We start from the raw sequence: 13070 nt of genomic DNA, 5'->3' as shown, positions 1-13070 counted from the left end.
TCAGGTCACCGTGAGTTTCACGTCGTCCGGCGTCGCCGCGGCGGCTTCGTTGAAGGCCAGCGACACGTCGGGCGCGCCGCTGCCCGCGGGACTGCGCAGGGTCAGGCCGGAAATCTTGAACGTGCCATTGCCTGCCACGCCATTGGCGGCCGAGATGGCGTCGGCCCACTCCACCGACGCGCTGGCGCCGCCGCCGATCGGAACGCCATTGACGTAATCCGCCACCGCCCGCTGCACCGCGACGCCGATGGCGGTGGTATAGCCGGGCAACGCCCGCAGTTGCACGTCGACCGCCAGCGGCACGATCGTGGGCCGGAAGAACCGGATGCGGTGCGCGATGCCGTAGATATCCGTCACGACCACCGTGGTGGTGCCATGCGTGCCCGTCCCGGGCGTCTTCTTGGCGGCGATGGCCTGGGCGATCAGCGCCGCGTCGCCGCCGTCGACCACCAGGGCGATGCTGTGCGGCGGCAGCCCATGGGCGTCCGCCACCGCGCCATCGTTCTCGAAGGCCGCGTGGCGCAAGACTCCCGGCACCGACGCAACCGCGCCGATGGTGCCTTCGAGCACGCTGCGCGACGGCAGCGCCACGGAACGGGCCTGCCGCACGCGCAGGGCGGCGTCGCTCTCGACCGGCGCGCCCGGCGTCGCGGCGGCCGGATTGGTGACGGACTGCCAGCCCAGCGTCGGCGTGCCGATCTGGTTGATAGTGCCCGCCGGGGCGGTCACGGCGCCCAGCGCCTGGCTCCGGGCGGTGACGGTGATCTCGCCGCCCGGCGGAATCGTCACGCTCGCCGGCAATTGCCAACGGCCGCGGTTGGCATCCATCGCCACCCCGTCGATGATGGTGACGCCGCCCTGCCCCACGATGCGCAGGTCCACCGAGGACCGCGTCGCCGCGCCGCGCACCAGGCCGTTGATCTTCACGTTGCTCGACAGCGCCGCGTTGGCTGCGGTGGCAGGCGAGAAAGCGTTATAGACGCTGATCGCCGCCGAGTTGGCCTCGTGAATGGCGAGGGCAAACACGGCCAGTAACTGACCGTCCTGGCTGTCCGCCTCCAGGTACGTATCCGCGCCGTAGATGCCGCGATATTGTTCCTTGAAATACTGCAGCACCTCGCCATAGCTCGGCGCACGGATGCCCGCGGCGTCGATGACCGGGGCTGTGGAAAGAATCGTCATAATGCCGCCTGCACAGTGGCCGTGCCGAAAAGGGTTGAAATGGATGCCGTCACGCTCAGGCCGCGGGTTTGCGGGTCGAGCCGGCTCGAATACTCGGCCAGGTCGGTGACGCCGGCGGTGCCCAGGATGCGCTGGCGGATGGCCCAGTCGTAGCTGGCGCGGGGCTGCTTGCCCAGCACTTCGCCGTTCCAGGGCATGCCTTCGGTCGCGTCCAGGAACCACTCGCCGCGCGCCAGCATCAGCCGGGTCTTGACCGCTTGCGCCACGGCCTCGGCCGAATCGCGGTGGAAATCGGCCCGTGCCGAGCCGAATGAATAGTCGCCATCGGCGTCCAGTTTTCGGTAACGCATAGGAATCCTCAGTTGGGTGGCGTGGTCACCGCGTTGGCGCCTTGCGCGGTATGGGTATGGGTGTCATCGACCCGCTTGCCGTTGGCCAGGATCTGGCCGATCACGTTGAGCACGCCGGTGATCTGGGCGGTGTTGCCCTGGCCGCCGCTGCCCACCAGTCCCGCCAGATAGCTGAGCAGGCCGTTCACCAGCACCTGTCCGGAAAACTCGGACACCGGCGCGACCACGTCGAAGCCGCCCGGCGCCACGATCTTCACCTTGCCGGCGGCCGGGTCCAGCTCCAGGAAAGTCGAGCCATCGTCACTGCGCAGTTGGGTCGCGCTGGTGCTGACCGCCGGCAGCACACGGGGTTGCGAGCGCACGCCCACGTAGACGAAGCCGTCGGACAGGTCATGCATGCGCATCTCGGTCTGGTCCTGCACCTGGCCAGACAGCCACCAGGCGTCGATGCAGCGCGAGGCAAACACCACCAGGCACTCATCGCCCGGCTTGACCGGAAAGGTCAGCGTGCAATTGCCGCCCGATGGGAAATACACGGGGCAATCCACCAGCAGCGGCAGCGCCATGCTGTGCTGCCGGCCCTCGGGCGTCTTGACCCGCGCGCGGATGGCCGGTTGCGCCGTGCACGTCATCGCCACCGGATCGAAGGCGCCGATGATCGCCGGCATGGCGGTCCAGGTCTGCGCCAGCGCGCCATGCAGCGCCGCGCCGATCGCGGCTTGCGGATCGTTCAAAGTCTCAAGTCGGTTCATGAATCTTCCTGCTGAGATTGGACCTGGCCGTGCGCTACTTGACGACGGCGGCAGGCTGGGCGGCGTCGCCCTCGGCGCCGGCCCGCCCCAGGTCGCCGGGAAACAGGGTGGCGTCGGTGGCCAGGCAAAGGACCTCCGTGTACCACTCGTCGCCGCGTGTGTTGCCGCGGTGCTCGACTTCCATCACGTAGTAGTAGCCATCGCCGCTGATGCGGCGCTGCTCGCTGCGATCGATTTCGTTCGCGCCCTTGCCCTCGGAGCGGGCCTGGAAGCCATACTCGGCGATCCGGCTGTTGTCCAGATTGACCAGGCCGCCCACGCGGATGCTGGGATTGAGCAACATGCGCAGCTTGATGCCCTTCTCGGTCTGCTCCGGCATGCCGACCAGGCCGCTGTCGTGCGACAGCACGGGCACCGAACCCGGCACATAGGCGGTTTCGGGAACCACCACCACCTTGCCGTCCTGGATGCTCCACAAGGTGTTCGCACTGCCGCAGACATCCTGCAGGTAGTCCCGCACCATGCCGGACATGACGGCCCCGCGGATCGACTTCTTGCCGCCCAGGTCGGGCACGTAGCCCTGGCGCACGCCGTAGGGGTTCATGGCCGAGCACAGCAGCCGCACCTTGTCGGCGCGGTCGCTGCCCTTGGGCACGGTGGCGTTGACCACCGCAAAGTTGTAGGCCTTGTCGCCATCGGCCGCGGTGATTTCCAGCACGGTCTCGGTGTCACCCGAGCCGCCCCATTTGGCGCGCACCACGTTGCCGTGGAAGATCACGCCGTAATTGCCTTCATAGCCGGCCTGCAGCACCACTCGGGTGAATTCGCGCTGCGCCAGGCTGGCGGTTTCACGGCTGGCGTTCATCACCTTGATGGTGGCGGTGTTGGGGGACTTGGCGTCGTTGCGCTTGATGCCGAAGCTGAAGCTCAGCGCCGACAGATCCAGCGCCTCCTCGTCGCCGACGATCAGCGACACCTTCCGGCCCCACTGGCGCACGCCCTCATCGTCATCGACCGGATCGCCGTATACGGCGATCGGCTCCATTGTGGTCGTGTCCGCCATGTCAGTCCGCCACCCAGTAGAGCTTGGCGCCACGGCCCAGGTCGGTGGCCGTCGGCGCGTCGTCGGGCGACTCCGCCCCGGTCACGCGCAGGCCCCCGGCAAAGCCCAGGTGCCGGTATTGCCCCAGCAGGTTCAGGCCCGTCACCAGCGGAATGCCGGACACCAGCGGCTGGCCGAGGTCATCGGCCACGTCCAATATCCAGCCCTCGCGATACTGCAGCGTCAGCCGGTAGTCGTCACCGCCCAGCGAGATGGCGAACACCTGCGGAATCGGCGACAGAGGTATCTCGAAGTAGTTCATGCGGATCTCCTAGTTCCAATGCAGCGAGCCGCCGTTGGGCGCGGCCGCGGGCCGGGACGCTTTCACGCCCAGGTTCTGCCTGTCCGCGGTCTTTTCCTTCTCTTTCTGGTGCGCGTAGGGCGGCAGCGAGGTGCTGCGGGTCTGCGCCACGATCACTTCGCGCAGCGTCACGGTCGCGAACACGGCGCCGGAGGTCTCCCGGCTGTTCTCGACCGCGATCTTCTCGATCAGCATGCTGCTGTAGCGGCGCCGGCTGGTGATCACATCCACCGGCTCGCGCGACTCCTGCAGATTGAGCAGCTGCGAATAGATCGCGGTGGCGTAGTCGTCGGCGGCCGCCTTGCCATTGGCCACGTCCCTGGCCCGGGCGCCGCGCAATGCCTCGTACGAGGCATTGCTCCAGGCACACTTCATGGTCAGCGACAGCGGCAGCTTGAAGGCATGGTCGCTGATCGCCGAGCGGCCATAGGGGCCCGACTCCACCGGATGGCTGGTGATCTTGAGCGTATCGTCGTGCGACTCGGTGATGGTCGCCTGCACCACGATGTCGCCGATCTTCTTCGACAGCAGGCCCACCATGTCGGTGCCCGTGAAATTCGTGTCAGTCATAGGAACCCTGCAGGTTGCGCGTCAGGTCGGCATTGACCCGGCTCTGTTGATTGGCCACGGCCGCTCCGGTCGCGCCAGGATCGGCCGACCCATTGACGTAGATGGTGGTGGTGGCATTGACCGACACCGGCGCGGCGGCGGCCGGCGGCGCCAGCGCGGCGCCACCCGCTTCGCCAAGCGCGAAACCGGAGTGGTAATCCCGCCACGGCTCGATCCGGGCACCGTCCATGGGAGGCGGTTGCCAGATGCCTGCGGCCCCGTCGACACGCGGCTCCTGCTGCCCGAGACCCACACCCCTGTCGCCTTGCAGCGACTTCAGCGTGCCGTCCCCGAGCGTGCTGGGATACAGGCCCAGCCCCACTCCCGCCGCCACCGGCGATATCGCCACGCCGCGGGCCAGGCTCTTGGCGCCGTCGACGATGCGGCCGATCCACGAACTGGCGGAGGCCCACAGTGACTGCCCCCATTGCAACGCGGTGGCGCCGGCCGCCTTGACGCTGTCGACCACGAGCGCGCCGCCGCGCGCGGCCATATTGCCCATCCAGGACCAGACCGCGCTGGCCATGTTGCCCATCTGGGTGACGGCCGTCCGTCCCATCGAGGTCATTCTGCCGAACACGCCGCCCACGAAATTGCTGGTCGCCGTCCAGGCACGGCTCACAAAGCCGCTGATCCGGCCAGGCAGCGCGGCCAGCTGCGTGCCCAGCCCGCCGATGATCGAGCGCATGCCGCCCAGTCGCGAGACCAGACCCATCAAGGCCCCCACCACGCCACCGCCGCCCAACATCAGGAAGCCGCCGACCAGCACCAGGAGCTGCGAACTCAAGCCCCCGGTCAGCCCGTCGAGCCAGGTGATCAGGCTGATCACCGGCCCCAGCAACGACATGATCGACAGCACGAAATTGCCGACCTCGCCCAGCCGCTTGCCGGCCGTCTGGCCGTTCTCCTTGAACCAGGCCGAAATGCCGTCGAGCGTCTCCTGCAGCTTCGGGCCCATCGTCAGGAGCGCCTGCGCGAACATCGCGTTGACGGAGCCGCTCAATTCACGGATGGTGCCCATCAACTGATGGGCGCGTTCACCGGCCGCCTCGACGGTGCTGTTTTCCTGGGCATCGCGCTGCACCGACAGGCGCTGCCCGAACTCGGGATCGCGCAGGGCTTCCATGACGCCTGGTTCCAGCCCCAGGCTCTGGCCCGTCGCCCGGGCCTGCGCCGGATCCATGCGTTTGAGCGCGTCGCTCAGCTCCAGCATCAGGTCGGCGCTGTTGCGCTGGGCGCCCGCGCCATCGCTCGACGAGATGTGCATCTGTTCCAGCAGCGCCGCGATCCTGGGATCGTCGCGCACGTTGCGGTGCAGCGCCTGGGTACTGCTGCGCATCGCTTCGACGGAGACTCCGAAGTCCTGCGCCACCGCCTCCAGCGCCCGCATGTCCCGGCCCGATGTGCCGCCCAGCTTGGCGGCGAAATAGCCTTGCTCGAACTGGGCGATCTTGTTTTCGGCGAAGTCGACAACGCTCTTGGCCCGCCCCGCGAACACCGCCAGCGCGTCGGCCAGGCTCTGCTTGCGCGAGTCGCCGATCGCCTGCTTGAGGTCCTTCAGGTCGTCCTTGTCGATCTTGAATATGCCGATCAACCCCGACGGGTCGATGGGCACGGTTGTATTAGCCATTTTTTTCTGCCATGTGGCGGCGGTACGCTTCCGCCTTGTTGTCTGCCCGCACCGACAACGCGTCGTTCAGCAGCGCGATGTCGGCCAGGTCCAGGGTGCCGTCCTTGAGGGACTCGTACTTGCAGAGCCCCTCGAGGACTGGCGCCAGCAACCAGTCCTCGCCACCGGGCAGGCTCTTCAGCCAGCCTGTGTCGCCTCGGGGCTGCCGGTCTGGCTGGTAAGCAGCCCTTGAATAAAAGGCCCGAGGCTTGCCACGATGACGCGCACCGCCAGCGGCAGCATCACCGCCAGGTCGATGTCCTGGAACATCGGCACGCGCTGGCTTGCCGACCAGATGGCGGTCCAGCCATGCTCCTGCCGGCGCTGGACCACCTGCATGCAGGTGTCCAGCACATAGTCGGCGTCCTCGTCCTTCATCGCCGCCAGGCCGTCGGCCAGCGGTTGCAGGACATCGGCCATGCCGCCCGGATCCTCGGTGATCCCGCGCCCGCCCGCCGCGAGGCGGACGAACACGGGGATCAGCGTAGGAACGATCGGAGCGATGCGGCGCGACACGTGGAACTGTTGCTTGGCGCTCAGTTTCCCGATGGAGTACCGGTGGCCGTTCAGATCAAGTTCCTGCGACATGGCTTAGTAGGTTCCCAGGATCGTGTCGATCTTCGCGGCGTCGAAGGTCCACTTCACCACGTCGCCGTCCTTCTTGTAGGTCAGGTCGGGCTTCTTGCTGAAGGCGCACGAACGGCACGCCGTCACGTCGCCCGTGGCCGGGTTGGTGATGGTGATCAGGTTCTTGCCCCACAGGCGGCTGTCCAGCGACTGGGCGTCGTACAGGGCCTGCAGCTGGGCGTTGACGGGCGAGGTCTTCAGGTAGCTCAGCGTCACGGTGCCGCTCTTGTCGGCGCGCAGCGTGTGCATGACCTCGCCATCGGCGCCCACCGTCATGGCGCTTTTCTCGGCCTTGGCGGCGATGGCGATGCCCTCATCGGCCACGCCCGAGCCGGAGCCCAGCGAAATCGCCCCGCCCGGGCCCACGAGACTGGCGCTGATATCAGCGAACGAATAGGTAGACATCTGCTACTCCTGATTAGCGGTTGACCGTGACCAGAACGTCGACGGTATGGATGGCGCCGGCTTCCTTGGCGGCGACCTGGAACGGGACGGCCTTGCGCGCTTCGCGGTCGGCCTGCGACTGGGTGGCGATCGCCGGCGCGTAGACGTAGTAGCCCTTGGCCAGCGTGTCGCCCTGCTTGAGGGCGCCGAAGCCGGCCGAGTTCCACACGCCCGGGGCCAGGTAGCCGTTGTTGACGGCGGCCTCGCACGCGGCCTCGATCACCGAGGCGATCAGTTGGTTGCCGGCGTCGGTCTGCGGCACCTTGGTCGGGCTGGTGTACAGCAGGTTGTAGACGTCGGTCTGGACGCGGTTGCGGAACCAGATCGCGTTGTAGACCGAGTCGATGAAGATGCCGCTGGGCGTCACGCCGTACTGGATGATGGCCGTGTCGTTGTCGTAGTTGACGAACACGTTGCAGTTCTTGGCTGCCAGCGTGTCGGCCTGGCTGCTGCTCAGGGTCTCGGCGACGATGCCGGGCTCCTGCTTGTACATCAGCGTGATGGTGGTGTTGTTGGCGTTGAAGTTCACCGTCAGCAGGCGGCCCAGCAGCGAGGCCACCGCGTACGGGCTGGCGCTGGAGAACTGCACGATCGAGTACTTGTACTTCAGCGCCTTCAGCTGACTGGCGATGTCCTCGTGGTGGGTCGGGTCCAGCACCTGCGGCGCCTGGGTCGACACGCCGTACAGGTGGCGCTGGTCGGCCTCGATCAGGCCGGCCACGGCCAGGTGCTGGGCGTCGGTGATGTCGGCATCGGCGAAGGCCAGGCCCAGGAACTTGTTGGCGAAGCGGTCCAGGAACAGCGACACGGCGTCCACCGGGGTTTCGGCGACGATGCCGGCGACGGGCGCCGAGGCCTTGCCCGCGGTCAGGCCCAGCATCGACGAGATGTCGGTGCCGGCGCCCGCGGCCGTGGCGTAGCCCAGCGTCGAGGTCGCGCCCGAGGTGTTAGAGGTCACGACGAACTGCGAGCCGTTCCACAGCACCGAGGCCGACGCCAGTGCCGTCGAGATGATCGACGCGACCCCGTTCAGGTTGGTGGCGCCGGAGAAGTCCAGGCCATTGACCGTCTTGGCGGTGCCGTCGACGGTCAGCGTGAAGGCGCCCGCGGTCACCGCGGTCCATGCCGACATCTGCTTCTCGGCGGCCGACAGCACGGCGCCGCGCAGCGTGGCCGAGGTCGCGCCCTTGGCCCAGCGGCCGATGTACAACTGCGAGGGCTGGGGCGTCTGCTGGAAGTACAGCAGGGCCGCGCGATATTCGGGCGCGCTGGTGCCGAAGTCGGCGGCGACGGCGTCGATGCCGCCATAGGAGCGCATGCGCTCGCCGGTGTCGATGACCGCGGACGAGCCCAGCAGCAGGGCGGTGTTCAGGCTCGCGCCCTGCGCCGCGAGCGGCGACATGTTGATCGTGACGTTGATCAGGCGTGATACCGGCAATCCATTAGCCATGGTAAATCCCTTAATCTGCAAGGTGGTTGATGTTGTCCGTCGGGGACAGCGACGCGGCATGCGTCGTGACTTGCGCCGACAGGAGATTCAGGACCGGATAGCTGCGCGTGACCCGGCGCGCAAAACGCAGGGTCATGTCGAACTGCCGTATCCACTGCTGATTCACCAGTTCGTGCATGGCCACGATCGGCCCCGCGCCGCTCACCGCCATGCCTTGCGCCAGCAAGGGCTCGCGGTTCTGCGGCACGGCGGCGCCGTCGCGCAGCAGCGCCGCGTGGCGCAGCGCGCGCGGCCCGAACATCGAGCAAAGCACCTCGATGTGTTCGTGCCGAACGTATGAATCAGATCCTTCTCCGGCCGGGTCGTGGGTGACGACCGGACCGGCGTCCGCGGTTTGCGACCGGATGTCCATCAGGCACCAGGTCTCGGTCTGCGCGGGCGGTTCCACGCCGGCGGCAGGCCAGCGCGTACGAACCAGGTCAAGGGGCAGGCCAGCCACGCCGGCGATGAACCCTTGAAACAGCGCCTCGAGCTCGGCATCCTCCAGGGGCGGAGAAATGGCGATCGGCGCCAGGTAGCCGCCGGTGGCCGAACTGTTCGCCATGCGTCGCTCCTTTGTCGTGTTGAGATGCCCGAGGGCGGGTTTGGGGGAATCCAGAGGCCTGGAGGCGGAACGCCGACTTTGCTGCGCCATCGGCGCGGTGCCGCGTTGCGTGATGCGTGCGGCCGGGTTGCGGCGGATTCCGGCTGTCGCCCACCGGGCTGCCGCCTCGAGCCATTCCAGGTCACCGCGGGCGGGAGAAAGGCCCGGTCATGGAAGGAACGGCGAGGCGGCAGGCCGCTGGGCCCCGCCTTGCGGGCGGCGCCTAACAAAACGCCCCGCGCTCTCGAAGAGAACGCGGGGCGCGCAAATGAAAAAGGCCCGCCAGTGGCGAGCCTGTATCGGAGAACTGCGAAGAACATGAGGGACGCGCATCCGGCGATTCATCCGCCTTCCGGCGCGTTGGCCGGGCACACGTACCCTCTCATAAATAAGGCCCGCTGTAGGCGGGCCTGGTTTGTTTGCTGTTTGCTGTTTGCTTGCTACTTGCTACTGCTCGATTGTCGCGATCCGCTTGTTGCCTGCGGTGTTTTCGGTGTGCTCGCCGCGTACTTGTTGCTGCCTGCAAGGGGCGTCGATATGAACCGCAACGCCATGAACGAATTGTCGCGCACCGTCTGCCGCCGAAGCAATCCGGGCATGTCGCACTGCGTTGCGCCGATAACTGACGGCGCGTTCACACGAACGTACCCTCTCATAAAAAAGGCCCGCGGTAAGCGGGCCTGATTCTCCAGCATCCCAGCGCATCGGCGCCTGGACGGATCGTCGGCGGAAGCGCGACGACATGGATGCATTCTGCCGCCGCATCAGGCGTGCAGGCAATCCCCCTCGCGTCGCACTTCGCCCCAGACGTAGGTCAGCGAGTTGCGCGCATGCTCGATGCGGGCCACCTGGCCGCCCTCGTGCAGGGCTTCGAGCACGCGCAGGATCGCCTGTCGCATTGCGTTGCGTTCGCGCCGCGTCAGCTCGCGCGCGCCGGACGCGCCCCGCACCAGTTCGGCCATGCGCCACGGACGCCCCGGCGCCGCCGCCATGAGGTCCAGCACTTCGGTTGCATATTTCATCGGGATGCCTCCCCGCCAAGACGCTTATCCATGCTTTTTTTCCTTGATGCAAGCTTGCCGTTCGTCATGTCCCCGGAAAGGCTGGCGGGTGAAAATCGCTACCTGGGTAGCGATGAATGGGCCACATGCCGGTCACCCACCCCCATCGCCACGGACGTGGCGGCCAGCCCCGTCGTATCCGCACAAGCCGCAAGCCGCTTGATCGAAGACTTGCGGTCGGCCCGACTATGCCCGGGATGAAAGTCATGGTAGCGAGTCGCTACCGAAAAATCAACAGCGAATCGCTACTGTACTTTCGGGTAGCGGATTGCTACTATCGCTACCATGGACATCCGCTCGATACGACTGAACAACCTCAAATACGCCGTGCACGAGGCCGGGGGCGTCGACCGCCTGGCCGAACGCGCTGGCGTCAGTCGCAAATACCTCGACCAGATCCTTCAAGGGTTCCAGGGCAGGCGCGACAAAAACCCGCGCCGGGTCGGCGACGCGCTGGCCGCCAGGCTGGCCGCCGGCCTGGGCCAGCCCGCCCACTGGATGGACCTGCCGCACCCCGAGCTGTGGCGCGAACTCTCGCCCGATGCCGTGGCCGACGAGCCCACGGGCCGGCTTGCCTCCTTTCACCCCGCGCGGCTGGGCCGGCCCGACCACGGCAACGTCCTCATCGCGCAGTTCGACACCGGCGGCGCCATGGGCAACGGCCTGGAGCTGCGCGACCAACCTGGCGTCATCCAGAGCTGGAACGTCAGCCCGGAATGGCTGCAGAAGAACGTGCGCGGCTTTTCCGCCTCGAAGAACCTGTGCATCGTCACCGGGTTCGGCGACTCCATGCGCCCCATGTTCAATCCCGGCGATCCCCTGATCGTCGACCGTGGCGTGCAGGCCGTCGAATACGACGCCATCTACTTCTTTCGCGTCGGCAGCGAAGGCTTCATCAAGCGGCTGCAGCGCATCCCCACCGCCGCCGGCCTCGTGGTCCGGGCCAAATCCGAGAACACCAAGTACGATGCCTGGGACATCACCGAAGGCATGGATTTCGAGGTCTTCGGCCGCGTGCTGAAGGTCTGGCGCAGCGAGGACTTCTAGCCCCATGGCAACCCCATCGCGCCTGTCGGCGCCCGAGAAAACCATCCTGATCCATGGCGCGCTCGGCGCACTGCTGGCCCTGGCGCTGCATGCGGCGCTGTTGAACCGCGCGTGGCCATGGCACAACCCGTTCGCCACCTTCTTCGCGATCCAATGGATCTGGCTGGTGCCACTGGCCGGCGCCATGCTGGCGGGCATGCGTTCGGGCAGGCGCTGGCTGCTGGCGCTTGCGGCCTACGGCGTGGCCCTGCCGGCGCTGAATGCCTACGGGCTGGTGACGCTGCAGGGCTGGCAGCCCGCCGCCTACACCGACAGCGGCCCCCGGTCGCTGGCGACGCTGATCACCGCCGCCAGCGGCTTCATGCTGCTGCCGCTGATCCAGGCGCTCGATCCATCCCGACCCGGCTGGGACTATCCCGCCGTGTTCCGCGCCGCGTGGCGCAATACCGTCAAACTGGCGTTGGCAGGCGGCCTGACCCTGGCGGTCTGGCTGCTGTTCTGGGCCGCCAGCGCCATGTTCGGCATGATCGGCATCGCCGCGGTCGGCCAGGTCGTCAAATCCACCCGCTTCCTGCTTGGCGTCATGCCGCTGGTGCTGGCGGTCTGCCTGGTGGGCGTGCACCGCCGCCCGCAACTGGCGGACACGCTGCAGCGTTCGTGGCTCACGCTGACCGCGTGGCTGCTGCCGCTGGTCGCGCTGGTGGGTATCGCCTTCGTGCTGGCGCTGGCGGCCCGGCTGACGCTGGACCTGCAGGCGGGCGCCCTGTCGGCCGGCGCGCTGATCGCCTTCAGCGCGCTGTGGATCAAGCTCATCAACTCCGCCTGGCAGGACAGCCCGCAGGCCCCGCCCTTCGGCACGCGCCTGCGCGCGGTGCTGCGCGTGGCGACGATCGGCCTGCTGCCGCTGGCGCTGGTGGCGTTGTACGGCCTGGTGGTGCGCATCGAGCAGTACGGCTGGACCGTTCCACGCATCTGGGGCCTTTACGCTGCGATCCTGCTGACGCTGTACGCGTTGGGCTATGCCTGGGCGGCGTTGGCGGCGCGGCGCTTCCACACGATCCTGGGCGGCACCAACATCGTCGCGGCGTTCTGCGCGCTCATCATGCTGGCCCTGGCGAACACGCCGCTGCTGAGCCCCGACCGAATCGAGGTCCACAGCCAGGTGCAACGCCTGATCGACGGGCGCATTCCGCCGGAAGAATTCAGCTATCTCTCGGCCGCGCGCGACCGGGGCGAATACGGCCGGCAAGCCATGCGCAAACTGGCCGAGGGCGCCGCCCAGGCGCAATCCCCCAGGATTGCAACGGCGGCCGCCGACGCCCTGAAGGGTCAGTACCATGATTGGGGGCCGCGAGTCACATCCCGGGAACGTTCCCCAGCCAAGCCGGCCAACCTGCAGGCGTATCCGCCGGGCAGCCCGGTGCCGGATGCCTGGTGGCGCTACGCCGCGGCGGAAAATCCCTATGAGGCAGACAGGTGCGTGCGAGCGGAACAGGCCGCGGCCGACAATCCGGCCTTGGGCGGCGCGCGCTGCTGGCTGATCCACGCGGACATCACCGGCCTCGGCAATGACGACCTGGTGCTGTACATACCGCCGCGTGCGGATGCCAGCGCGGGGGGCTACGAAGCGTTCCTCACCTATCAAAGACTGGGCGACGACACGTGGGGCCTCGTGTCCTCCAAGAGCAACCGCAAGTCCGAACACGGTCCGGACGTGGACATCGTCAATGCGCTGGCGCAAGGCCAGGTGCGCACCGAACCACGCCAGGATCGCGACCTGATCGTCGGCGGGCGCCGCCTTCCACTGCGCTGAACGGCGTGGGGCGGGCGCTC

Annotated in this window: 15 protein-coding genes; 2 read left to right on the top strand and 13 right to left on the bottom strand. The window is 67.5% G+C overall.

Going from position 1 to position 13070, the window contains the following annotated elements; all coding sequences use genetic code 11:
• From AAID08_RS08340 to AAID08_RS08280, 13 genes are all read right to left on the bottom strand, one after another.
• Nucleotides 1-1182, bottom strand: coding sequence for a baseplate J/gp47 family protein (locus AAID08_RS08340; protein ID WP_054501316.1), 1182 nt, complete (start codon nt 1180-1182; stop codon nt 1-3).
• The gene (locus tag AAID08_RS08335) at nt 1179-1532 is read right to left on the bottom strand and encodes a hypothetical protein (protein WP_343718751.1); all 354 of its coding nucleotides are present in this window, start codon (nt 1530-1532) and stop codon (nt 1179-1181) included. The genes AAID08_RS08340 and AAID08_RS08335 overlap by 4 nt, the downstream gene beginning before the upstream one ends.
• 8 nt (nt 1533-1540) lie before the next feature.
• On the bottom strand, nt 1541-2284 hold the full coding sequence (locus AAID08_RS08330; protein ID WP_054501318.1) for a Gp138 family membrane-puncturing spike protein: 744 nt from the start codon (nt 2282-2284) through the stop codon (nt 1541-1543).
• Nucleotides 2285-2318: 34 nt separating this feature from the next.
• Nucleotides 2319-3347 (bottom strand): phage protein, encoded by a 1029-nt coding sequence (locus AAID08_RS08325; protein WP_231132908.1) that lies wholly within the window; start codon nt 3345-3347, stop codon nt 2319-2321.
• A 1-nt stretch (nt 3348) separates the two neighbouring features.
• Nucleotides 3349-3648 (bottom strand): phage baseplate plug protein, encoded by a 300-nt coding sequence (locus AAID08_RS08320; RefSeq protein WP_054501319.1) that lies wholly within the window; start codon nt 3646-3648, stop codon nt 3349-3351.
• 9 nt (nt 3649-3657) lie between these two features.
• Nucleotides 3658-4257, bottom strand: a complete 600-nt coding sequence (locus AAID08_RS08315; protein WP_054501320.1) for a phage baseplate protein — start codon at nt 4255-4257, stop codon at nt 3658-3660.
• Nucleotides 4250-5926: a hypothetical protein gene (locus AAID08_RS08310; RefSeq protein WP_064524152.1), complete on the bottom strand. Its 1677-nt coding sequence runs from the start codon at nt 5924-5926 to the stop codon at nt 4250-4252. The genes AAID08_RS08315 and AAID08_RS08310 overlap by 8 nt, the downstream gene beginning before the upstream one ends.
• Complete coding sequence (locus AAID08_RS08305) at nt 5919-6077, bottom strand: DUF6889 family protein (RefSeq protein ID WP_006393814.1); 159 nt, start codon at nt 6075-6077, stop codon at nt 5919-5921. The genes AAID08_RS08310 and AAID08_RS08305 overlap by 8 nt, the downstream gene beginning before the upstream one ends.
• Nucleotides 6078-6103: 26 nt before the next feature.
• The gene (locus tag AAID08_RS08300) at nt 6104-6553 is read right to left on the bottom strand and encodes a phage tail assembly chaperone (RefSeq protein ID WP_175142258.1); all 450 of its coding nucleotides are present in this window, start codon (nt 6551-6553) and stop codon (nt 6104-6106) included.
• Between the two features lie 3 nt (nt 6554-6556).
• The gene (locus tag AAID08_RS08295) at nt 6557-6997 is read right to left on the bottom strand and encodes a phage protein (protein ID WP_026384175.1); all 441 of its coding nucleotides are present in this window, start codon (nt 6995-6997) and stop codon (nt 6557-6559) included.
• A 13-nt stretch (nt 6998-7010) separates the two neighbouring features.
• Nucleotides 7011-8486, bottom strand: coding sequence for a DUF3383 domain-containing protein (locus AAID08_RS08290; protein ID WP_054501323.1), 1476 nt, complete (start codon nt 8484-8486; stop codon nt 7011-7013).
• Nucleotides 8487-8496: 10 nt separating this feature from the next.
• Complete coding sequence (locus AAID08_RS08285; protein ID WP_395757511.1) at nt 8497-9090, bottom strand: hypothetical protein; 594 nt, start codon at nt 9088-9090, stop codon at nt 8497-8499.
• Nucleotides 9091-9893: 803 nt separating this feature from the next.
• A complete protein-coding gene (locus AAID08_RS08280; protein WP_054501325.1) occupies nt 9894-10151 on the bottom strand; it encodes a hypothetical protein in 258 nt (85 codons plus the stop codon).
• Nucleotides 10152-10475: 324 nt separating this feature from the next.
• On the opposite strand from AAID08_RS08280, the gene AAID08_RS08275 reads away from it, so the two are divergent.
• Together AAID08_RS08275 and AAID08_RS08270 are read left to right on the top strand one after the other, a co-directional pair.
• Nucleotides 10476-11237 carry a S24 family peptidase gene (locus tag AAID08_RS08275; protein WP_336235896.1) on the top strand — a complete coding sequence of 254 codons (762 nt, stop codon included), beginning with the start codon at nt 10476-10478 and terminating at the stop codon, nt 11235-11237.
• Nucleotides 11238-11241: 4 nt separating this feature from the next.
• Nucleotides 11242-13050, top strand: a complete 1809-nt coding sequence (locus tag AAID08_RS08270; RefSeq protein WP_343718755.1) for a DUF4153 domain-containing protein — start codon at nt 11242-11244, stop codon at nt 13048-13050.
• Nucleotides 13051-13070 lie beyond the last annotated feature (20 nt).

The sequence above is a fragment of the Achromobacter sp. EB05 genome, assembly GCF_044232075.1.
Lineage (GTDB): Bacteria > Pseudomonadota > Gammaproteobacteria > Burkholderiales > Burkholderiaceae_B > Achromobacter > Achromobacter dolens.
Note: the sequence above shows the minus strand (reverse complement) of the source record. Positions and strands in the feature narration are given on the sequence as shown.